The sequence below is a fragment of the Halorubrum sp. B53 genome (assembly GCF_059752395.1).
Genome location: NZ_MWTH01000006.1, coordinates 211,252 through 232,532 on the forward strand (window position 1 = coordinate 211,252; position 21,281 = coordinate 232,532).

Sequence of the window (21,281 nt, forward strand, 5' to 3'; positions counted from 1 at the left end):
GGGTGCGCTCCGGCGCGACCTACCCGAGGAACAGGGTGAGCCGCGGGTTGTTCTCGACGATCTCCAAGTCCTCGATCCACTGATCGAGCCCCAGGATGCGACCGGCACCCGCCGCGCCCAGCAGGAACAGCAGGAACGCGTAGATCAGGTGGAAGTCGATGAAGATCGCGTCCGCGAAGGGGTACGCCGACGCCCAGTAGAACAGCATCATCATCGCCCCGAAGAAGGCGCTCAGCCGTACGAACGCGCCGGCGAGGAGTGCGAGCCCGACGAGCGTCAGGCCGACCTGATTGAGCGGGGTCAGCAGCCACACCCAGTCGGCCATCGCCACCCACACGTCGACCAGCGGGTTCGCCGGGTCGACGTTGAGCAGGAACGGCCGGGCGCTCCAGTTCGGGTCGATGACCTTCACGATCCCGGCGTAGAAGAACACCCAGCCCATCATCAGCCGTAACACGAACAGCGCCTGGGCGATCCACCGCTCCGAGTACGTGAACTCGACGTCGCGGCCGAACAGTTTGGATGACGCAGTCTTCGACGACATACGTGAATCGTCTGTGTCCCTCTCAATAAGGTTGATCTCTTTTTTTCACTTCGTGAGAACCTTCCGGGAACGACAGCGTTCCACTGGCTGGGAATGCCTGGCCAGATTTATTAAATCACGCCGTTGAGGGAGCGTATATGGCGAAAGACTCGGCGATATCATCGGACCTCGAAGAGACGCTCCAGGGACACCGACGCGGGAGTGACTCCTCGGGGACGCTGGTCGTCAGCGACCAAGAGGGGTACGTCGGCGACTCGATCACTTTTAAGGGTAGGAACTTCCCGGCCAACGAGCGCTACGAGATCAAGTGGAAGACGAGCGACGGCCGCTGGGGCGTCCTCAAGGCGAACGAGGTCGTCGGCCCGCAGTACCACCCCCGGACGGAGACCATCGCCACCGTCACGACCGACGGGTCGGGGGAGTTCGACGAGGAGTGGACCGTCGCTCAGGACTACGGCGGCGAACACCGGATCGAGGTCGTCGACGGGGAGTCGACGGTCGCCACGGCGACGTTCACGATCCTCCCGCACTTCGAGATCGACAGCACCGAGGTCCCCCTCGGCGACTTCTTCACGATCACCGGCTACGGGATCGGGCCGAACGTCGTCACCAACAACTACCAGGTCGCGTGGGACAACGGCAACGTGGGCTTCATGACGGGCGTGATGAACCGCGGCACCGCGACCGCCCGTATCCGCGCGGCCGGCCCCGTAGGCAAACACGTCCTGCAGGTGTGGCGCAACTACCGCGGCGTGCCGTACCTCCAGAACAACACCCAGTCGCCGTACGGTCCGGTCGCCGACGGGCGGCAGTCGCAGTGGACCGTCGAGGTCACCGAGCCCGAGGGCGAGCCGCAGACGGCGTGGCTCGACGAGCAGCTCGACGAGAACCCGATCAGCATTCACTACCCGGAGATCGACGAGGAGACCGACGCCGAGCTGTCGATCTCGCCGTCTTCGGGCCAGCCCGGCACCTCGGCGTTCATCACCGGCGAGAACTTCCCGCCGAACGAGGAGGTCGACCTGATCTGGTACCGCCACGAGGGCCACCGCGTCAAGGGGGTCCCGATCACGCCGGAGCCGAAGCCGGACATACTCCCGACGGTCACGACAGACGACGACGGCGCGTTCCAGACGGAGTTCACGATCCCGAAGGGCGAGGGCTCCACTCGGCCGATCACGGCCGCGGTCGACGGCCGCGAGATCGCGGTCACCGGCTTCATGATGCAGCCCTCGATCGAGACGTTCACGCCGACCAGCGGCCCCGTCGGGACGACGATCGAGATCGAGCTCTCGGGCGTCGGCTGGCCGGTGTACGAGAACGCCCCGTACTTCCTCTACGACAACAAGCCGCTTGGCTACGTCTGCGGGCTGACCGACGACGACGGCGGCGGGACCGTCCGCCTCGAGCTGCCGGCGACCGGCGAGCCCGGCTGGCACTTCATCGACGCCGTCCCGATGATCTTCGAGATGGAGGAGGAGGAGCCGGAGTTCGAGCTCCGACCCCACCTGTCGTACCTCGACAACCACCCGATCCGGCCGCTGCCCGCCTTCCACATGGCGTTCAAGATCGAGGAGTAAGCCGGTCGACCCCCGCTATCCCCTCGGCCGCTCGCCCGCCGACCGCGAACCGCTCGCCCGCCGACCGCGAACCGCGAACCGCTCGCCCGCCGACCGGAACTGCAAACCGCTCGCCGTTCGATTTATAACCCATGACGCTGGACCTCACGCTGGCCTGTCACGACTACGCCTGGACCGAGCCGCTCTGGGACGGTCGCGTCGAGCCGGAGGGGGTAGCCCTGACGGCCGTCGACTACCCGAACCCGACCCGCTTCTCGCGGATGGTCCACGGTCGCGAGTTCGACGCCTGCGAGCTCTCGATGGGCACGTACCTCGCCACTCGGAGCGACCCCGACCGCTACCCGTTCACGGCGATCCCCGTCTTCCCGTTCCGCAAGTTCCGTCACTCGTACATGTACAAGCGAACCGACGCGGGGATCGACTCGATCGGCGACCTCGACGGTAAGCGGGTCGGGATCGTCAACTGGCAGACGACGACCGGTATCTGGCAGCGCGGGATCCTCGCGGACCGGTACGGCGTCGACCTCTCGTCGATCGAGTGGGTCGCCGGCGGCTCCGAGATCGTCGACGTCGACGTGCCGGACCGGTACGACGTCGAGTACCTCGATCACCAGGAGTCGATGGTCGGCATGCTGACGGAGATGCTCGAACGCAGCGACCTCGACGCGGTGTTCCATCCGATCGACCTCGACGGTGCGAACGCGGAGCGGCTGTTCGACGACGTCAAGTCGGTCGAACAGGAGTACTTCCGCGAGACGTCGATCTTCCCGATCATGCACGCGATCGTCGTCGACGACCGCCTGCTCGAGGCGGAGCCGTGGATCGTCCAGAACCTCTACGACGCCTTCGAACGGGCCAAGGAGACCGGGCTGTCGACGCTCGACCGCCCCCGCGACCTCCCCCTCGTCTGGGCCGATATCCACGCCGACGAGCAGCGCGCGGTCATGGGCGAGGACCCGTGGGAGTACGGGCTCACCGAGGAGAACGTCGCGACGCTGGAGACGCTGATCGAGTACGCCGTCCGGCAGGGGGTCGCCGACGAGCGGTACGACCTCGAAACGCTGTTCGCGACCGACCACCTCGACACGCCCTACTTCGCGTGATGGCCTCCGGCGGCAGCGCCGCCCGAGGGCCTCAAGCGCCCACGCCGTCCCACTCGTCGTGTTCGAGGTCGACGCCGAGCTGCGAGAGCGCCCGCTTCATCGTCGTGTCGACCATCTCCTCGACGGAGTCCGGCCGCTGGTAGAACGAGGGGAACGGCGGGACGACGATCCCGCCCGCGTCGGTCACGGTCAGCATGTTCTCGAGGTGGATGCGGTTGAACGGCGACTCCCGCGGCATCAACACCAGCGGCCGGCGCTCCTTGAGCGTCACGTCGGCCGAGCGCGTGATGAGGTTCCCGCTGTAGCCGTGAGCGATCGCGGCCAGCGTCTTCATGGAACACGGCGTGATCAGCATCCCGGCCGTCCGGAACGAGCCGCTGGCCGTCTTCGCCCCGATGTTGTCGATGTCGTGGACGGTGTCACCGAGCTCCAGCAGGTCGCCGACGGCGTAGTCCGTCTCTTGGCGCAGCGTGACCCTGGCGGCGTCCGAGACGATCAGATGGACGTCGACGTCCGTCCGGTCTAACAGCTCGAGCGCGGAGACCGCGTAGGCCTGCCCGGTCGCTCCCGTCACACCGACGATCACCCGGTCTGTCATGGATAGAAGACAACTCCGTGCGTGGTGAACTCCCCCTTCGCAGTAATCACTTACGCCGGGTTCCTCGGGTGCGGGGACTGTCGGGTGCTTATTTACGCCGGGGACGATCCGTCGGCCATGACCGAGCTCAGCCAGCTGTTTCTGTTGAGCGCCGACCTCTCGACCGCACGGGAGTTCTACGAAACGGCCCTCGGACTGGAGCCGCGACGGGTCGGCGACGCCAGCGTCGCCTACGAGACCGGCGCGTGCGAGCTGAAGATCCAGGCCGATTTCGACCCCGAGACGCTGGAGGCGTTCGGACTCTCGCCGCCGGCCGGCCGCCGCGGCGAGGGCGGAATCGTCGTCCTCGCCGTCGACGAGCCCCTCGACGAGCTCTACGAGCGGATGTCGACCGCGCTCGAGGGCGAACCGGGCGAGCCGCTGATCGAGCCGCGGGAGGTCCCGTGGGGCGGTCGGATGTTCCTCGCCCGCGACCCCGACGGTTACGTCCTCGAACTCCGACCGGCGGGCGACTGACTCGCCCGGAACCGACACGTTGTTCGATCCGCGGGTCGACGGGCCGACATGAGCCGCGAGAACTCGGAGCTGTACCTGCCGGAGATCGTTCCGGAGTCGGATCGGGAGTACGTCGAGTCCCAGCCGCGGTACGGGAACCGGGTGGGCTGGGGGGAGAACCCGGCGGTCCTCGTCGTCGACATGATGGTGGCGTTCGTCGAGGAGCGGCGGACCGGCGAGGACGTCGTCGAGTCCACCGCCCGACTACTGGAGACGGCGCGGGCCGCGGACGTGCCCGTGTTCCACGCGGTCCCGGCCGGTCGAGGGGCGTTCCCGCCAGGCTACCCGGTCCCGATCAAGGCGGCGCCGGGCACCGACCGCGGTCCCGAGCGGTCGGAGCGGACGGCGAGCCACGAGGAGTGGGTCGAGAAGCTCGATCGGTTCCCGCCCGCGGTCGAACCCGCCGAGAGCGATCACGTCGTCGAGAAGCCGCGGGCCAGCGCCTTCTTCGACACCCACCTCTCGAACCTGCTCCACCACTACGGGATCGACACGCTCGTCGTCTGCGGGACGAACACCAGCGGCTGCGTGCGGGCCACGGTCGTCGACGGCCACTCGAGCAACTTCCGGACGATCGTCCCCCAAGAGTGCGTCGCCGGGGTCACGACGGCCACCCACGAGGTCGCGCTGTTCGACATGGACCTGCGCTACGCCGACGTCACCCCGCTCGACGACGTGGTGTCGACGCTCGAAACCCTCGACTGACCCGTTCGCTACCGGGTCACTCGCCGGTCGACAGCAGCTCGGCGTACGCGGTCCTGAGTTCGGCCTCGAGCTCGGGGTCGATCCGGGTGTCCTCGGGGAACTCCTCCTTCCAGTGATAGGGTTTCGTCGCGTCGAGCAGCATCCGGCTCTTGGTGTGGTCGCCGGAGGCCGTCTGCTCGGGGGACATCCGGGGATTGATCCGCGAGCTCACGCAGTTCTCGATGACCGTGAGGTCCTCGGCGGGGTCGCACCGGCTGACGGTCGCCCACAGGACCTCCGCGAGGTCGTAGACGTCGACGTCCTCGTCGACGACGATCGTGATGCGGCCCTCCCAGACGCCCGACGGGAGCGACATGGCCTGCATCCCGACCTGCGTGCTGTGTCCGGCGTACTGCTGTTCGATGGAGACGACCTGGAACCAGATCCCCGGGAAGATCGTCGTCACCTCGTCGATCCCGGTGATCCCGGCGTCCTCTAACTGGTGCCACAGCTGGGCCCCCGACCGGATCGTCGACATCGCGGTGGCGGTCATCGGGACGTTGTTGTACGCCAGCACGATCGGGTCGTTCCGGTGGTAGATCCGGTCGATCTCGAACGGTCGCTGCTGGGTCTCTCCAGCGCCGTAGTAGCCGGTCCACTCGCCGAACGGTCCCTCGGTGATCTCCTCGGCGTCGGGGTGGACCGTCCCCTCGATGACGAGTTCGGACCGGGCCGGGAACGGGAGGCCGGTCGCCTCTCCCTCGACCGTTTCGAGGGGTCGGTCTCGCTGGGCGCTCACGTACTCCAGCTCGTCGACGTGCGCGGGGAACCGCTGGTTGGCGGCCATGAACAGGTCCGGCTGGTGGCCGAGGGAGACGACCGCGGGGAACGGCTCGCCGCGCTCGAAGTAGGACTGCCGGTGGCGGTCGCCGTCCCGGCCGGGACGGATGTTGAGCGTCGCGGTCTTCGGCCCGTGGACCTGCACCCGGTAGGTCCCGGCGTTCCGGTCGTCCTCCTCGGCGTGTTCGGTGATGACGACGTCGCCGGTCCCGATGTAGGGACCGCCGTCGTGGGCGTGCCACGTCGGCGCGGCGAACTCGGTGAGGTCGACCTCGCCGCCCCGCTGGACGTTCTCGAGGACCGGCCCGTCGTCGACGGTCTCGACCGGCCGCGTCTCCATCTCCGCGGCCCGCTCCTTCTGTGCGACCACCGCCTCGCGGATGTCGTTGGTGGGCTCGTGGCCGAGCGCCAGCGTCACCTGCAGCGGGGTGTCGACGGCGTTCGTCAGTACGCGCGCGCCGGGGCGCGTCCCCTCGATGTCCTCGAACAGCAGGGCCGTGTCGAGCGCGTCCTGTCGGGCGAGCGACGAGACGCCGCCGATCTCCAGATCGAGGTCGGCGCCCGGCACCCGTTCGAGCTGGCCGCGGTCCTCGATGGCGCGGACGAATTCGCGGAGGTCTCTCATGTCAGGTCGTTCGCCAACCGTCATCATAAACGTCCTGTCGGATTTCCACTGACCGACAGGTTTACCGAACGAGGTTTCGCACGTCCTCCTACGAGCCACACGATGACGATCGACCTCACCCTCGCGTGTACGAACTACGACTGGACGCGCCCGCTGTGGACCGGTGAGATCGAACCGGAGGGGATCGACCTCCACCTGGTCGACTACCACAACCCCGAGCGGTTCGAACGGATGGTCCGCCACGGGGAGTTCGACGCCTGCGAGCTGTCGCTGGGGTCGTACCTCGCGTCGCGGGCCCACGAGGGGAACCACCCTTTCACCGCGATTCCGGTGTTCCCCTATCGGAAATTCCGTCACGCGTTCATCTACCGGCGCGCCGACGACGAGTTCGGCCTCTCGGAGCTAGAGCACAAAGACGTCGGCCTGATCCACTGGCAGACGACGACCGCGGTCTGGCAGCGCGGGATCGTCAGCGAGCGCTACGGCGTCGACCTCGAGACGATCACGTGGCACACGACGAAGTCCGAGGGCGACATCGTCCCCGTCGACGTTCCCGAGCGGTTCGACGTCGTCCACGATCACCGGGAGGGGAGCGCGACCTCCGCGCTCGCGGCGATGCTCGCCGCCGGCGAGATCGACGCCGCCTTCGCCACGGCCCCGCTCGACGGCCGCTACACCGGCGGGCGACACGACCAGCTGCGTCGGGAGAAACGGCGGCCGACGGACGTCGAGCTCGAACGGGTGGTCGAGGACTCCCGGGCCGTCGAGGCCGACTACTTCCGAGAGACGGGGATCTTCCCGCCGATGCACACCGTCGTCCTCAGCGACGAGGTCCTCGATCGGTACCCGTGGGCGGCGAACAAGCTGTACGAGGCCTTCGAACGGTCGCTAGAGATCTGTATGGACCGACTGATGGCGCCCCGGTGGACTCCCCTCGCGTGGGCGAACCAGTACGTCGAACACCAACGGGAGGTGCTGGGCGAGAACCCGTGGGAGTACGGCCTCACCGACGGGAATCGCACCGCCCTCTCGACGCTCCAGCGGTACGCCGCCGACCACGGTCTCATCCCCGAGCCGTACCCGCTCGAGCGCCTGTTCGTCGAGTCCACCTTATAAGTAGGCCGCGGGCGGCTCAGCGCTCGCCGAGTTCGTAGAACGTGACTCCCACCCGCCGCAGGCCGAGCAGCGAGCCGACCGTCAGCAGGATGAAGATCGAGGAGATCGCGGCCACGAGCGCGATACCCGGTTCGTACATGTACAGCTGGTAGAGCCGGACGGGAATGACGACGGTGTCGGAGGTGTAGGTGATAAGCGGGATCGACAGCAGCTGGATGACGTGCATCGCGAGGAAAAACCAGATAACGACCGTCGTGTTCTTGAACAGCGGCAGGAATATCTCCCGCATCTGCCCGAGCCACGTCGCTCCGGAGATCCGGGCGGCCTCCTCGAGGTCCGAGTGGATCTGGACGATGTTCCCGACGGCGATCCGCGAGGAGACCGGCAGGAAGACGACGACGCAGCCGACGATGATGATCGCCAGCGTTCCGTAGAGGTCGACCACCGGGTGGACGTTACCGACCCACAGGAACGTGAACAGCAGCCCCGCGCCGATGATGATCCCCGGCACCGCGAGCGGGGTCAGCGTCAGGAAGTCGACGACGCCGCGGAGCCGACCGTCGGTCCGCTCGGTGTAGTACGCCGTCCCGACGACCAGCACCGTGCCGAGCGTCGCTCCGCCGACGGCGACCAGCAGGCTGTTGGTGAACGCCTGTTGGATGTTCGGGTCGGTGACCGCCACGTAGTAGTTGTCAAACGTCAGCGCCGCGGGGTCCAGCCGCCCGTACCACGTCTCGTGGACCGACACCACGAGCAACACGAGGATCGGGAACACCCAGATGAAAAACAGGCCGCCCCAGAGCGCGAGCGCCAGCGGCCACCGCCAGCGGCCCAGGCTCCACACGTGGCTCCGGTGTCGACGCCCCGTGAACGTCATGAACGACTCCTTGCGCGCGGTCACCTGTCGGTAGTACCAGACGAAGACCAACATCACGACCAACAGCAGACACGACAGCGCGGCGGCCTCGCCGTATCCGGGCGGGAACCGGCCGTTGATCGCCGAGAGAATCGCCGTCGAGAACACGTCGAAGCCGTTTTTCGTCCCGAGAATGGAGACGACGGCGAACTCGCCGAGCCCGTAGAGGAAGATGACGATCGTCGCCGAGAGGATCGCGGGCTTGATGAGCGGGAAGCTGATCGACCGGATCGTCGCGAGCATACTCGCCCCGTGGATCCGGCTCACCTCCTCGAGCATCGGGTCCATGTTCTGCAGCGCGGGCACCGTCAGGAGGTAGAACGTCGGCACGACGTTGATCCCCGCGATGAAGGCGATCCCCCACGGGCTGTAGATGTCGATCGGGAGCTGTTCGATGCCGAGTGTCGCCTCGATCGCGGCCGTGACGAGCCCGTTGTCCGAGCCGTAGGTAGTCACGTACATTATCGCGTACACGTAGCCCGGGATCGCCTGACAGGACAACAGCACCAGCTCCATCTCGCCTTTCGTCGGGAGGTCCGTCCGGACGAACAGCCACGCGGCACCGAGTCCGAACGCCATCCCCGTCGCGGTCATCCCGACGGCGATCGTCAGCGAGTTGATCACCAGCTCGACGATCGGGAAGAAGTCATCGAGGTAGACCGCCGCGAAGTTGTCGAGGGTCAGCTCCCCGGCGAACTCGCCCGGGTAGCCGGACCAGACGCTGGTCCACAGCAGGAACACCAGCGGGACCACCGTCAGCAGCGCAACGACGAGGACGATCCCGCCGAGCACCAGCCGCTTCGGCAGCTCTCGACCGGCCCAGTAGGCGCCGAGGCGGTCCGGAAGCGAGGGGAGACGAGCCGCCACCGCCTCGGCGGGCGAGCGCTTCGAGCTCATGTCTCGTTCCTGTACACCTGTATCGCCGCCGGGTCGACCCGGAGGTCCAGCCGATCGCCCCGCGAGAGGTTTCGATACTCCCCGCAGTGGACGGTGAGCTCGGTGTCAGTGTCGTCGAATCCCACCGTCACCTCGTAGCGGTCGCCGAGAATTCCCTCGGCGACGACCGTTCCCTGGAGGGCGACCCGCCCCGGACTGTCGCCGTTCTCGCAGATACTGACGTCCTCCGGGCGGAGGAAACAGGACACCTCGCCCGGACCCTCCCCGTTGGACATGTAGTTGGTCGACGTCAGCTCCACGTCGAGGAAGTCGGTAGTGAGGATTCGGCCGCCGGAGCCATCGACCTCGATCCGACCGTTGAACGGGTTGCGAGCGCCGATAAACCGGCGCGTGAACGCCGATTTCGGCGACTCGTAGAGCTCCTCGGGGCTGCCGCGCTCGACCACCCGGCCCTCGTGGAGGATGATCACCCGGTCGGCCAGGTAGAACGCCTCCTCCTGGTCGTGGGTCACGTACAGGATGCTCACGCTGAGTTCGTGCTGGAGCCGCTGTAGCTCGTAGCGCATCTGTTTGCGCAGCTCCCTGTCGAGGTTGCTCAGCGGCTCGTCCATCAACAGGAGATCCGGCTCGTAGACGAGCGCGCGGGCCAGCGCCGTCCGCTGCTGCTGGCCGCCGCTGAGATCGGTCGCCGGTTTGTCGGCCAGCTCCGGGATCTCCATCAGCTCGAGCATCTCCGCGACGCGCTCGTCGTACTCCGACTCCGGAATTCCGTGAGAGGCGTGTTCGAGCGGGAAGACGACGTTCTCGTAGACGGTCTTGTGGGGCCAGATCGCGTAGTTCTGGTACACCATCCCGACGTTGCGCTCCTCCGGCGGCGCCGAGACCTCGGGCGAGTCGACCACCCGGCCGCCGATCTCGACGCTGCCGCTGTCGGGGGTCTCGACGCCGGCGATACACCGGAGTATCGTCGTCTTGCCACAGCCCGAGGGACCGAGCAGGGCGACGATCTCGTCGTCGCCGACCGTCAGGTCGGTCGCCGAGAGTTCGAACGCGCTCCCGAACCGCTTCGTGATCCCGCGTACCGACAACTGTGGTTCGGTCGTCATGGTGTTGTGTGGGGCGGGTGCCGTGTTGCGTGGGGCGGGTGCCGTGTTGCGTGGAGTGGGTGCCGTGTCGTGTGAAGCGGATGCCGTGTTTCGTCGGTCGGACGCCGCGTCTGGCGGGACGGGGGAGCCCCCGTGGGGAACGCCACGACGTTAGATATCGAACGCACCGGCGTCCTTCACTTTTTGGCCGACCGTGGAGTTCCGCCACTCGTCCCAGAACTCGACCGCCTCGTAGTCGGAGTTCAACCGCTTTTCCGTGTAGGGATCGGGGTCCTGGGCCGAGTAGTCGAGGTCCAGCCGGCAGGGGATCTGTCGTTCGACGTCGTTTATCATCCGGCGCTGGACCGACTCTTCGAGCGTTGCGCTGAGGAAGAACCGCGCGACCCACGGGTTCGGGGCCTCCTTGTTGATGGCGATCGGACTGCCGTTCATGAAGGCGGGGACGTCCTCGGGGAAGATCCCGGTCAGCGGGGAGTCCTCACCGGTGAACGGTGCGATCACCGTCGGCCAGTTGTAGAGCATCAGCGGGACGTTGCCGTCGCGGACCTCCCGCGTTCCGGCCGTGTGTGAACTGACGCCCGTGTAGCTGAGGTGGTCCCGAAGCTGCTGTGCCCACTCCGTCTCGGTCAGCTCCGTCTCTGCGGCGTTGTGTCTAACGATCCAGCCGACCATGTCGGAGGCGATATAGGCGCTCGATATCGCGACCTCCATCCCCTCGTACTGGTCGTCGAGGAGGTCGTTGTAGGTGCTCGGCACGTCCAGTCCCCGGTCGGCGAACACGTCCTCGTTAATCGGCATCGTCAGCCCGGGACCGCCGTTGTAGCCGGTGACGTAGAAGGGGTACTGCTGGACGTCCTCGAGCACGTCGTTGAACCAGAACTTCTGGTCGAGGTCCCACTCGAAGTACTTCCGTCCGATGTCGAGGGCGGCCTCCTTGCTCTCCTCGCGAGCCGTGACCAGCATGTCGTCGTCGATGCCGGTCGGGCTGCTCAACACGTCGGCCGTGTCGTTTCCGGCCTGCCGCTCCTGGACGAAGCGCTGGGTCAGGTCGTTGCCGTTAGTGGCGAAGACGCTCGGTTCGATGGAGGTCCCGAATTCGTCGTTGATCACGTCGACGAGATCGTACCACTCCTGATCCGCGCCGGTCGAGGCGTAGACGTTGATCGTCGCGCCGTCGTCGACCTGTTCGGCCAACTCCTCGGTCGTCCACGGCGGCTCCGGCCCTTCCGCCGATTCGGCTTCGCCCCCGCCGAGACAGCCGGCGACCGCCGCGGCCGACACCGCGGCCCCGGCGGTGAGGAACGTCCGGCGAGAGGCCGACCGGTGGTGACCCGACTGCGTTCCGTCTCTCTCCTCGTCCAGCGTCCCGCTGGCGGACCTCTCGTTGCGCATGGATCCAGTTCGATCACCGATATATAAATTGCTTCCGTGTTTTTCTACTTCCTGACCTTCTGGATACGAACGATAACGTGGTATTGGGGGACGATAGTTTGATTAATAACGTGATTTTGAACATCGAATAATAACGTGAGCTTCATACCGACGGGGGCCAACGGGACCGTATGCGAGGCCCAGACGAGAAGTCGTTCGATCCGGTCGTCTCCCCGCTGTTCGTCAACGCGATCCACGAGGAGCTCCGGCAGGTCGCCGACGAGCGCCGGGGCGAGCCGCGGCCCTGTCCGAACTGCGGGTCGGACGACCGGCGGAAGAACGGCTATCAGAACGAGCCGAAGACGATTGCGCGGTTGGTCACCGCCGAGGGGATCGAAGATGTCGGCGTCGACGTCCAGCAGTACGAGTGTCTCGACTGCGGGCGGTCGTTTCAGGGCGACCTCTCGGCGCTGTTCTACGAGGGCTGTGCCTACGCCAAGCCGGTCGTCGACCTCTGTCTGTTCCACGCCGCCGACGAGTCGCCGACCGCCTGCGAGCGAACACTTCGGCGGCAGTACGGCCTCCAAGTCCATCGCGACACCATCGCGCGCTACGCCGACCGGTTCGACGCCGCCGACGGACACGCCATCGACATCGCGGGCCACCGGTACTCGCTGTCGTTCCTCTCGTTCCTCTTCGGCGACGAGGACGCCGACGAGCCGCACTTCGTCATCCAGCGGTCGACGGCGCTGTGGTGAGCCGCCTCAATCGTCGAACTGCGCTTGGAGCTCGGGCGGCAGGGAGTCGACGACCTCGTCGCCGGGGAACCGCTTGATCGAGTCGGCGGTGATGTCGGCGTAGTAGCGGTACTTGGTCTTGGTCTCCTCTTCGCCCCAGTCGCTGCCCATGTAGGCCAGCACGTCGGCGTCCGGCGACAGGAGCCGGCCGTCCATTCCACCGGGGGTGACGTAGGCGTGTTCGACCTCGCCGAAGTAGTAGGTGCAGTCCATGAACTCGAACGACTCCATCACCGAACACTCGATATTACCGGCGGCGTCGGCCAACAGCGGCACGTCGACCGACTGCCCCGGCACCGTCTCCATGTCTAGGTGTTCGATCTTGTCGATGTCTCGACCGCTGACCATGCCCGACAGCGTCAGCGCGTCGATCATCTCCGTCGAGGGCGAGGCCAACACGAACTCTTGGCTCTCCTCGATGAGCTCGTGGGTCAGCGTCTTGTGGCTCACGGCGAGGAGATAGCGAAACGGGTTGTAACCGGCCAACATCCACCACGAAGCGGTCATGAGGTTCGGGCCCCGCTCCTCGCCCTCGGAGACGACCAACGCCACTACCTTCGGCTTGAAGAGGGCGGTCGAATCGTACTCGGAGATCTCGTCGAACGCGTCGGTCGGATCGGTTGCCATTAGGTGTCCATTCATTTGCGGATACAAATACGTCTGCCAAACGGTCCGACACGGACGGCGGCGGTCGGGACCGCGAGTGACGGTCGACCGCTCGCGACGGGCCGCCGAAACCGCGACGAGCGGCCGCTACTCGCCTTCGACGGCCGATTTGACGTTCCCGAAGTAGGTCTCGATGTCGCGGTTGACGATCGGCCGGAGGATCCGCGGGCTCATCGTCCCGACCCCGCCGCTGATCGACACCTCGGCGGTGTAGGCAAGCTCGGCCCCCCCGTCGTCGGTCGGCTGGATCTCCATCCCTGCGAGGATGTCGAAGTCGCTCCCCGTCTTCGAGTCGAAGGCCGTGGCGCTCGTCACCACGGTGTCGGGCGGGTTCATCTCGACGAACTCGGCCTCCCCCGACAGCGAGACGGTGAGGTGGCTCACCCCCCGCGTGATCTCGACGGTGTACTTCCGCTCGGAGACGCGCTCGATCGACTCCGCGCCCGGCACGCACTCGGTCAGCGTCGCCGGGTCCGAGATCGTGGACCAGAGCTGCTCGGGAGTCGTCTCGACGGCGACCGAGTCCGAAAACCGCAGCGTCCCGTCGGCCGCCTCGGCGTCGATCTCCGCGCCGCCCTCGCCGTGTTCGTCCGCGTCGACTGGCTCCGCGTCGGCTGACGCCGCGTCTGCCGATTCGGTAGCGTTCCCGCCGGATGACTGCGTGTTGTTGTGGTTCATGACTGTGTGTTCGGTATAAAAACCGGTTCCGGAACCGCGTCGGCGGCGGCCTTACAGTTCGATGATCGTGAACTGGTTCGACGCGATACCGACGTTGTAGTAGTTGGCGTCGCCGTTGGTGACGACGACCTCGTAGCCGTAGGCCGCAGGCGACAGATCCGCGGTATCAAGCGTGCCGGACCACTGCGGTTCGGAGTCCTCGCCGCCCTCGTTCCACGACAGCTCGATCGGGTCGAACGCGCCATCGGTCGATTCGATCGTCACGGAGTCGAGGGTGTCGCTGCCGACGATCTCGCCGCTCGAGCCGTCGTAGACGCCGATGACGAACGTGACGTCCATGTCTTGGGTGAACTGGCGCTCGGGGGCGCAGCTCCCGACGAAGTTCGTCCCCTCGGGCGACTGGTTGTTCCACCACGTCTCGGTCGTGACGACGTAGTTGGTCGGGTTCGACTGCTCGATGACCTCGAAGGAGTCCTCGAGGATACCCACCGTCTGGTAGTTGTCGTCGCCGTTGCTGACCTCGACCGTGTACGAGTACGAACCGGTCTCGATGTCCCCCGGCAGGACGAACGAGCCGCCCCACTCGTCGGCCGGGTTCTCCTCGTCGTCGCCGGCCCAACCCAGTTCGACTTCCTGGACCCCTTCGACGTTGACGACCACGCTGCCGAGGTCCTCGTCGGTGAGCTGCTCGCCCGTCTCGGGGTCGAAGATGCCCACGTAGAAGACGACCTGCATCCCCGGCACGAAGCGCCGACTCGCCGAACACGCCGAAATGAAGCCCGCGGTTTCGGGTACGCCTTCGGATCCCGCGCCGGTCTCGGCAGTTACGACGAAGTTCTGTGCGTCGGCGGAGCCGTCCTCGCCGTCGGACCCGTCACCGCCGTCGTCGCCGCCCATACAACCGGCCAGCCCGACCGTCGCCCACGTCGCCGCGCCGGTGGCTAACAGCCGCCGACGCGTCGTCGACGCCGTCCCTGAATCGCTGGCACTCGTCTGCTGTGAGTCGGCCTTGCTAGCCTGCCGTCTGTCGGATACCATACTCGGATTGTCTTAACGGCAATATATAAATATCCCCCCGGTTCTCGCGAAGCTAGTAACCGGTGTTTGCATTTATATAGTGTCCGGTGATAATGTGCCAGTATGAATCGAGACCAGTCTTCGGAGCCGACCGACAAGACCTCCACCGAGTCGTCGGAGGCGGCCGACTCACCGGTGTCACGTCGCCGTCTGGTCGCGGCGGGTGCGGCCACTTGGGCCTCGGTCAGTCTCGCGGGTTGCACGTACATCACCGACCCCGGCGTCGAGCCCGACGACGGCGAGCCGACCGTCACCAACGAGACGACGACGACCGGCAACACGACCAACGGGACGTCGGGCAACGAATCGGGCGGTGACGGCGAGGGCGAGGACTGCGCCAGCATCGGGCGGTTCTCGGCCGGGATGGAGGTCGGTCTCCACGTCGGCATCTTCGACCCCGAGACGGGCGACCCGCTGGGCGCCGACGCGATCGACTCGGTCGTCGTCGAATTCCCCGACGCGGACTACGGCCCGCTCGAACTCAACTGGGAGGGCGCCCACGAGGCCTGGGACCGCGCGACGTGGGGCTCGAAGATCGTGACCGACGAGGACACCGACCCGGGCGACTACGAGTACGAGGTCCACATCGAGGGCGGCGAGGAGATCGACCTCGAGACCACGGTCACCAACCAGTTCACTATCGTCTAGGCCGCCGCTCTCGGCACCGCTCTTACCTTCTCTTGGCACCGGTCTCGACTTCTCCCCGAACACCCAACGAGATACCCTCTCGCGCCGACAGGCGCCGCGTTCGGCGGCGATCGTCTCCTCGTCGTCGAGACACGGAACGTTTATCAGAACCGTTCGGCCTACGTGTAGATGCGTCAGCGACGGACGCACCCATGCGCGCCGGTGGTCTAGTGGTAGGACCTGAGCCTTCCAAGCTCATGGCCCGGGTTCAAATCCCGGCCGGCGCACTCCCTACGGTCGTGCGCCGGCCGACCTCCCGCTCGCTGCGCTCGCGGGAGTCCCGGCCGGAGGTTTTCCTCGCTTCGCTCGGAAAATACAGAGCGGGATTTGAACCCTATCAGTCGCGCGCAGCGAGCGATCACGTCTGATTCCGGTTCAAATCCCGGGCGGCGCACTCCCTGTGGTCGTGCGCCGCCCGTACACTCGCTCGCTCACGCCGTTCGCTCGCGAGAGTCCCGACCGGCGCATTTCTCGAACGAAGTGAGAGGAATCGCCGAGAGGGGTTTAAATACTACAGTCGCCCCCTACAGACTCGCCCCGCCGTCGACCCACACCGTCTCACCGGTCACGTAGCTCGCGTCCTCGGAGGCGAGGTAGAGGTACGCGCCGGGGAGGTCGGCGGGCCTGCCGGCGCGAGACGGGAGCCCGCCGCCGGCGTCGATGTCGCGCGCCTCCTCGGCCCATCCTTCTCGAATCTCGGTGGCGATCGGTCCCGGAGCGACCGCGTTCACCCGGATCCCGTGCTCGTCGAGTTCGAGCGCCGCGCTTCGCGTGAGCATCTGGATGCCCCCCTTCGTCGCCGCGTAGTGGGAGTGGTTCGGTTCCGCGCGTTCGGCCGTCGTCGACGACGTGTTCACGATCGCCCCCTCGACGCCGCGGTCGATCATGTCCTTGGCGGCCAGCTGCGTGCCGAAGAACGCGCCCCTGAGGTTGACGCCGTGGACAAAATCGAAGTCCCCCGGGGCGACGTCGAGGAACGCGAGGCTGCGGTGGACGCCCGCGTTGTTCACCATCACGTCGACCCCGCCGAACTCGCGGGCCGCCTCGATGACCGACTCGATCTGCGTCGGCTCGGAGACGTCGGTCTCGACGAACGCGGCGGTCCCGCCGCGCTCCTCGATCGCCTCGTGCGTGGGCGTCTCGGCGTCGACGTCCTTCGGCGCCGCCCGGACGTCGGCGTTGATCACGGTCGCGCCGGCGTCGCCGAATCCCGTCGCGACCGCGCGGCCGATCCCGCTCGACCCGCCCGTGACCACGACCGTCTCCCCGGTGAAGTCCGCGTCGATCGTTCCCATACCGACAGTCGAACACAGCGGATCAAAAAACGGCCGGTATCGCGGTCCTCGGAGCGGGTGTCGACCCGTCCCGGACCTCGATCCGTCTCGGCTCAGTCGTCGTCGGCCGCGGGCGCCTCGGGCTCGCCCCGGCGGTTCGCCTCCTCTCGCGGGCCGCCGGCGTGGCCCTCGTGGGCGACCGCCGTCGCCATGAGCTCGGGGGAGATGGCGGGCACCTCGTCGGCGTCGACGGCGCCGTCGCGGGCGATCTCCTCGGTCGGGCGCGGGAACTCGCGGATCTCCTTGTGGATCGCGAGCCCGGCCTTCGCGCCCTGGCCCATCGCGACGGGTACCTGGTTGTGGCCCGGTGTGAGGTCGCCGACCGCGTACACGCCGTCGACGCTGGTGCGCCCGTGGTTGTCGACGTCGACCTCGCCGCTCTCGGTGAGGTCGCAGCCGAGCCCCTCGGCCAAGGCGGTGTTGTAGTCGGAGCCGTACATCGGGAAGCCGCCGCGGTACTCGCGGCGGGTGCCGTCCTCGAACTCCAGCGCCGCCAGCCAGCCGGAGTCGGGGTCGTTCTCGACGCCCGCCACGTCCTCGTGGACGATGTCCACCGGGTGCGCCTCAAGCTGGGCCGCCGTCTCCTCGCTCCACGTCGGCTCAACGCCGCGGGTCAACAGGTCCACGTCGTCGGTCACGTTGAGCATGATCATCGCGACGTGGGCGGCCGCCTCGCCGTGGCCCATCACGTACACCGGCTCGTCGACGAACATGTAGGCGTCGCAGTGGAGGCAGTAGTGGAGCCCCTTCCCCGTCCGCGGGAGCGGCGGGTCCGGGCGCTCGTCGGAGAAGCCGGTCGCGAATACGACGCGGTCCGCGACGAACTCGGCGTCGTTCGTCGTCAGCCGGAAGCGGCCGTCCTCGGTCTCGACGGCGTCGGTGACGAAGCCGCGCTCGTAGGTCCCGCCGTACGACTGGACCTGCTCGCGGCCGGTCGCGAGGAACTCGTTGCCGGAGACGTCCTCGGTGACGCCGATCACGTTGTGCGTGTCGGCCATCATCGCCGCGCGACCGCCGCCGCGGTCGATCAGCACGGTCTCGTGGCCCAGTCGGGCCCCGTACAGCGCGGTCGTCAACCCGGCCGGCCCGCCGCCGACCACAGCGATCTCGTACTCGTCGTCGGACGAACTCATTACCGATCGTACGCGACGCATCGGTTTAAATGGAATCGTGCTGTGCGCGGTCCGCGGCCACCCCGAGAGGCGGCGCGTACCGGGGTCGCGTCCCCCGGTTCCGCGGGTCCCCCGGAAGCTTATTACGGTTCACCGCCTCCGGTGTGGCAGTGCCATCGCGACTCGCCGCCGCGCTCGCCCTCCTCGCCGTCGGGGTCGCCGCCGACGTGGCCTCCACGTACGTCGCGGTCGGCGGCGGCCAGTACGTCGAGGGCTCTCCCGTCGGCGGCGCGTTCATCGCGGCCTTCGGACTCGTCCCCGGGATGCTCCTCACCAAGGCCGCCGGGATGGTCGTCATCGGGATCCCCGTCGCCGTCGCGGGGGGGACCCGGCGGCTCGTCGCGACGCTGATGTGCGCCGGCGTCGGCCTCCTCTCGCTGGCGACCGCCGCGCGGAACGTCCTGCTCCTCCTCGGACTCTGGCCGTGATCCGGGGCGAGGGAGCTCCGGCGCGACGCCCGTCCGGTCCCCGCGCTCACTCGCCCTTATAAAGCCGCGCGGCGGTTCGCTCCGGGAGCCCGGCCTCGGCGACCGCCTCGCTCACGCGGTCGACGTCGTACGCGACGCGTTCGAGCGCGACCTCGTCCGTCGCCGTGTCCAGCACGGCGTACCCCGCGTCCGGGTCGCCGTCCCGCGGCTGCCCGACGCTGCCGGGATTGACGACCACCCCGCCGGCGACGGACCGCTTCCCCTGCACGTGCGTGTGCCCGAGGACGATCCCGTCGTACTCGCCCATGTGGCGGTCCAGATTCGGGAACTCCTCGGGGTAGACGTAGGCGTCCTCGCGCTCGGCCGCGGGGTGCGAGTGGACGAGCAGGTACCGTCCGCCCGCGAACGTCTCGGCGCGCGGGAGCCCGTCGAGCCACGCGAGTTGGTCCTCGGAGAGGGTCGTCTTCGCGTGTTCGAGCCCCGCTTCGGCCATGCGGTTGGCGCGGTAGCGCTCCGGCGACTCGACCGTGCGATCGTGGTTCCCCCTGACCGTCTTCACCGCGACGTCGCGCACGCGCTCGACGCACTCGGCCGGCCACGGGTTGTACCCGATCACGTCGCCGGCGCAGACGATCCGGTCGACCGCGGGCATGTCGTCGAGGACCGCTTCGAGCGCCGGGAGGTTCGCGTGGACGTCCGAGATGAGCCCCACCTTCATCGAGTCGGTGTTCGGGAGCGACGCCCGAATAGGTTCGGTCGATACGAGGTGGACGCGGGGTTTGAGCGCGAGAGCGTCGAGGACGTCGTTCGTTATTCGTTGTCGACGACGGATCGGCGGTGGACGCCTCTGGAGCTCCAACCGTTTACTTATAAACCGTTAATAACGGATCGACGGAGAACACCTCCAAAGCCCCAGCCGAGAGGCGGGCGCACGCTCGCTGTGCTCCTCACTCGGTCGCTCACTTCGTTCGCTCCCTCGTTGCGGTGCTTACGTCGCCTGCGCCCGCCTCTCGGCTGGGGCTTTGAGTCCCACCCACCCGCACAGCACCGCTCCTCACGCCTCCCCAGCCTCGTCGCTCACTCCGTTCGCGACTCCCTCGCGCGCGCTGCTCGGCCGCTAATGCGGCCTCGCAGGCACGCGCCACCGCAGATCGATTTATAAATCACCCTCGCAGAGACGCATCGAGGGGGTGTCCCCGCACCCCTTCCGCAACGGCATCTTATAAGCCGCCGGGGGCGGAACGGTCTCGGTAATGCTAGAGGGGGTCAACGTCGCGCTCGGCGTCTCGGGGAGCATCGCGGCGGTGAAGGTCGTCGAACTCGCTCACGAGCTGCGCCGGCACGGCGCCAGCGTCCGCGCCGTCATGTCCCCGGCGGCGACGAACATCGTCCATCCGTGGGCGGTCGACTTCGCGACCGACGAGCCCGTCGTCACCGAGATCACCGGCGATGTCGAGCACGTGGAGCTCTGCGGCCGCGAGGGGTGGGCCGACGTGCTGCTGCTCGCGCCCGCGACCGCGAACACCGCGGGGAAGATCGCGGCCGCCGTGGACGACACGCCCGTGACGACCTGCGCGACGACCGCGCTCGGGGCGGGAATGCCCGTGGTGATGGCGCCGGCGATGCACGAACCGATGTACGACCACCCGGGCGTGCTGGAGGCGCTCGACCGGCTGGAGGCGTGGGGCGTGACGTTCGCGGACCCCCGGATCGAGGAGGGGAAGGCGAAGATCGCCGCCGAGCCCGAGATCGTCACCGAGGTCGCCCGCGCGACGACCCCGAACTCGCTCTCTGGCGCGCACGTCGTCGTCACCGCGGGCGCGACGAAGGAGCGCATCGACCCGATCCGCATCCTCACGAACCGGGCGTCCGGGAAGACCGGCCGTGCGGTCGCCCGCGCGCTGTACGTCCGGGGCGCGAAGGTGACGCTCGTACAGGACGGCCCGGACGTCCCCTACGCCGACGTCGTCGCGGTCGAGACCGCCGACGAGATGATGCGGGCGTGCCGGCAGACGGCGGCCACGGCGGACGCGCTGGTCTCGGCGGCGGCCATCTCCGACTTCACCGCCGACGCCGTCGACCAGAAGATCCGGTCGGGGTCGCCGCTCTCCGTGGACCTCCGGCCCACGCCGAAGCTCATCGACTCGGTGCGGGAGGCGTACCCGGACCTGCCGATCGTCGGGTTCAAGGCCGAGACGTCGGGCGATGACGACGCGATGGTCGCGGAGGCCGAGCGGATCCGCGACCGTGTCGACCTCGCGTTCGTCGTCGCCAACGACGCGAGCGTGATGGGCGACGACGAGACGCGCGTGCTCCTCGTGGGCGCCGAGGGGACCGAGCCGGAGGAGGCGGTCGGCTCGAAAGACGTCGTCGCCGGGCGGATCGCCGACCGGCTCGCGGCCGCGCTCGGGCGGGAGCCGACGGCGTAGCGGCCCTCACTCGCTGCGACGGCGGCGCGGTCGGTCCGTTCGATATCGGCTGGGATACAAACTGTTTTGAGGCGGTAG

Annotated in this window: 21 protein-coding genes and 1 tRNA gene; 10 read left to right on the plus strand and 12 right to left on the minus strand. The window is 67.6% G+C overall.

What is annotated here, in order from left to right; all coding sequences use genetic code 11:
• Positions 1–19: 19 nt before the first annotated feature.
• On the minus strand, positions 20–544 hold the full coding sequence (locus B4V06_RS06255; RefSeq protein WP_123114635.1) for a DoxX family protein: 525 nt from the start codon (positions 542–544) through the stop codon (positions 20–22).
• Between the two features lie 137 nt (positions 545–681).
• On the opposite strand from B4V06_RS06255, the gene B4V06_RS06260 reads away from it, so the two are divergent.
• Together B4V06_RS06260 and B4V06_RS06265 are read left to right on the plus strand one after the other, a co-directional pair.
• Positions 682–2,124, plus strand: coding sequence for a pseudouridine synthase domain-containing protein (locus tag B4V06_RS06260; protein WP_123114636.1), 1,443 nt, complete (start codon positions 682–684; stop codon positions 2,122–2,124).
• A gap of 131 nt (positions 2,125–2,255) precedes the next feature.
• Positions 2,256–3,227, plus strand: a complete 972-nt coding sequence (locus B4V06_RS06265) for a 4,5-dihydroxyphthalate decarboxylase (RefSeq protein ID WP_498168421.1) — start codon at positions 2,256–2,258, stop codon at positions 3,225–3,227.
• Positions 3,228–3,258: 31 nt separating this feature from the next.
• Here B4V06_RS06265 and B4V06_RS06270 read toward each other — a convergent pair whose 3' ends face one another.
• Positions 3,259–3,825, minus strand: coding sequence for a UbiX family flavin prenyltransferase (locus B4V06_RS06270; protein ID WP_123114638.1), 567 nt, complete (start codon positions 3,823–3,825; stop codon positions 3,259–3,261).
• A 117-nt stretch (positions 3,826–3,942) separates the two neighbouring features.
• On the opposite strand from B4V06_RS06270, the gene B4V06_RS06275 reads away from it, so the two are divergent.
• Both B4V06_RS06275 and B4V06_RS06280 read left to right on the plus strand, forming a co-directional pair.
• Positions 3,943–4,341 carry a VOC family protein gene (locus B4V06_RS06275; RefSeq protein ID WP_123114639.1) on the plus strand — a complete coding sequence of 133 codons (399 nt, stop codon included), beginning with the start codon at positions 3,943–3,945 and terminating at the stop codon, positions 4,339–4,341.
• A gap of 48 nt (positions 4,342–4,389) precedes the next feature.
• A complete protein-coding gene (locus B4V06_RS06280) occupies positions 4,390–5,085 on the plus strand; it encodes an isochorismatase family protein (RefSeq protein ID WP_123114640.1) in 696 nt (231 codons plus the stop codon).
• Between the two features lie 16 nt (positions 5,086–5,101).
• Here the strand turns inward: B4V06_RS06280 and B4V06_RS06285 are convergent, their stop codons facing one another.
• On the minus strand, positions 5,102–6,529 hold the full coding sequence (locus B4V06_RS06285) for a UbiD family decarboxylase (protein WP_498168426.1): 1,428 nt from the start codon (positions 6,527–6,529) through the stop codon (positions 5,102–5,104).
• A 102-nt stretch (positions 6,530–6,631) separates the two neighbouring features.
• Between B4V06_RS06285 and B4V06_RS06290 the strand changes: the two genes are divergently transcribed.
• Complete coding sequence (locus B4V06_RS06290; RefSeq protein ID WP_498168429.1) at positions 6,632–7,645, plus strand: substrate-binding domain-containing protein; 1,014 nt, start codon at positions 6,632–6,634, stop codon at positions 7,643–7,645.
• A 16-nt stretch (positions 7,646–7,661) separates the two neighbouring features.
• Here the strand turns inward: B4V06_RS06290 and B4V06_RS06295 are convergent, their stop codons facing one another.
• The 3 genes from B4V06_RS06295 to B4V06_RS06305 all read right to left on the minus strand — a co-directional run bounded on the left by B4V06_RS06295 (position 7,662) and on the right by B4V06_RS06305 (position 11,956).
• Positions 7,662–9,458, minus strand: a complete 1,797-nt coding sequence (locus tag B4V06_RS06295) for an ABC transporter permease (RefSeq protein WP_498168432.1) — start codon at positions 9,456–9,458, stop codon at positions 7,662–7,664.
• Positions 9,455–10,564, minus strand: coding sequence for an ABC transporter ATP-binding protein (locus tag B4V06_RS06300; protein ID WP_123114644.1), 1,110 nt, complete (start codon positions 10,562–10,564; stop codon positions 9,455–9,457). The genes B4V06_RS06295 and B4V06_RS06300 overlap by 4 nt, the downstream gene beginning before the upstream one ends.
• Positions 10,565–10,714: 150 nt before the next feature.
• Positions 10,715–11,956: a type 2 periplasmic-binding domain-containing protein gene (locus B4V06_RS06305; RefSeq protein ID WP_123114645.1), complete on the minus strand. Its 1,242-nt coding sequence runs from the start codon at positions 11,954–11,956 to the stop codon at positions 10,715–10,717.
• A gap of 170 nt (positions 11,957–12,126) precedes the next feature.
• Between B4V06_RS06305 and B4V06_RS06310 the strand changes: the two genes are divergently transcribed.
• Entirely contained in the window at positions 12,127–12,693 is a 567-nt protein-coding gene (locus tag B4V06_RS06310; RefSeq protein ID WP_123114646.1) for a hypothetical protein, read from the plus strand.
• A 6-nt stretch (positions 12,694–12,699) separates the two neighbouring features.
• Here the strand turns inward: B4V06_RS06310 and B4V06_RS06315 are convergent, their stop codons facing one another.
• The 3 genes from B4V06_RS06315 to B4V06_RS06325 all read right to left on the minus strand — a co-directional run bounded on the left by B4V06_RS06315 (position 12,700) and on the right by B4V06_RS06325 (position 15,114).
• The gene (locus tag B4V06_RS06315; protein ID WP_123114647.1) at positions 12,700–13,359 is read right to left on the minus strand and encodes a flavin reductase family protein; all 660 of its coding nucleotides are present in this window, start codon (positions 13,357–13,359) and stop codon (positions 12,700–12,702) included.
• A gap of 126 nt (positions 13,360–13,485) precedes the next feature.
• Complete coding sequence (locus B4V06_RS06320; RefSeq protein WP_123114648.1) at positions 13,486–14,076, minus strand: SRPBCC family protein; 591 nt, start codon at positions 14,074–14,076, stop codon at positions 13,486–13,488.
• 51 nt (positions 14,077–14,127) lie between these two features.
• Positions 14,128–15,114, minus strand: a complete 987-nt coding sequence (locus B4V06_RS06325) for a hypothetical protein (protein ID WP_255212538.1) — start codon at positions 15,112–15,114, stop codon at positions 14,128–14,130.
• Positions 15,115–15,216: 102 nt separating this feature from the next.
• Between B4V06_RS06325 and B4V06_RS06330 the strand changes: the two genes are divergently transcribed.
• Positions 15,217–15,801 (plus strand): hypothetical protein, encoded by a 585-nt coding sequence (locus tag B4V06_RS06330; protein ID WP_123114650.1) that lies wholly within the window; start codon positions 15,217–15,219, stop codon positions 15,799–15,801.
• 195 nt (positions 15,802–15,996) lie between these two features.
• Positions 15,997–16,067: transfer RNA gene (locus B4V06_RS06335), tRNA-Gly, on the plus strand.
• Positions 16,068–16,364: 297 nt separating this feature from the next.
• Here the strand turns inward: B4V06_RS06335 and B4V06_RS06340 are convergent.
• Positions 16,365–17,135, minus strand: coding sequence for an SDR family NAD(P)-dependent oxidoreductase (locus B4V06_RS06340; protein WP_498168439.1), 771 nt, complete (start codon positions 17,133–17,135; stop codon positions 16,365–16,367).
• 92 nt (positions 17,136–17,227) lie between these two features.
• Entirely contained in the window at positions 17,228–18,307 is a 1,080-nt protein-coding gene (locus B4V06_RS06345; RefSeq protein ID WP_123114652.1) for an NAD(P)/FAD-dependent oxidoreductase, read from the minus strand.
• Between the two features lie 149 nt (positions 18,308–18,456).
• Here B4V06_RS06345 and B4V06_RS06350 point away from each other — a divergent pair, with 149 nt between their 5' ends.
• Positions 18,457–18,774 (plus strand): hypothetical protein, encoded by a 318-nt coding sequence (locus tag B4V06_RS06350; protein WP_498168442.1) that lies wholly within the window; start codon positions 18,457–18,459, stop codon positions 18,772–18,774.
• A 46-nt stretch (positions 18,775–18,820) separates the two neighbouring features.
• On the opposite strand, the gene B4V06_RS06355 is transcribed toward B4V06_RS06350, so the two are convergent.
• Positions 18,821–19,492 carry a metallophosphoesterase family protein gene (locus B4V06_RS06355; protein ID WP_123114654.1) on the minus strand — a complete coding sequence of 224 codons (672 nt, stop codon included), beginning with the start codon at positions 19,490–19,492 and terminating at the stop codon, positions 18,821–18,823.
• A 535-nt stretch (positions 19,493–20,027) separates the two neighbouring features.
• Between B4V06_RS06355 and coaBC the strand changes: the two genes are divergently transcribed.
• Positions 20,028–21,203 (plus strand): bifunctional phosphopantothenoylcysteine decarboxylase/phosphopantothenate--cysteine ligase CoaBC, encoded by a 1,176-nt coding sequence (coaBC, locus tag B4V06_RS06360; protein WP_123114655.1) that lies wholly within the window; start codon positions 20,028–20,030, stop codon positions 21,201–21,203.
• Positions 21,204–21,281 lie beyond the last annotated feature (78 nt).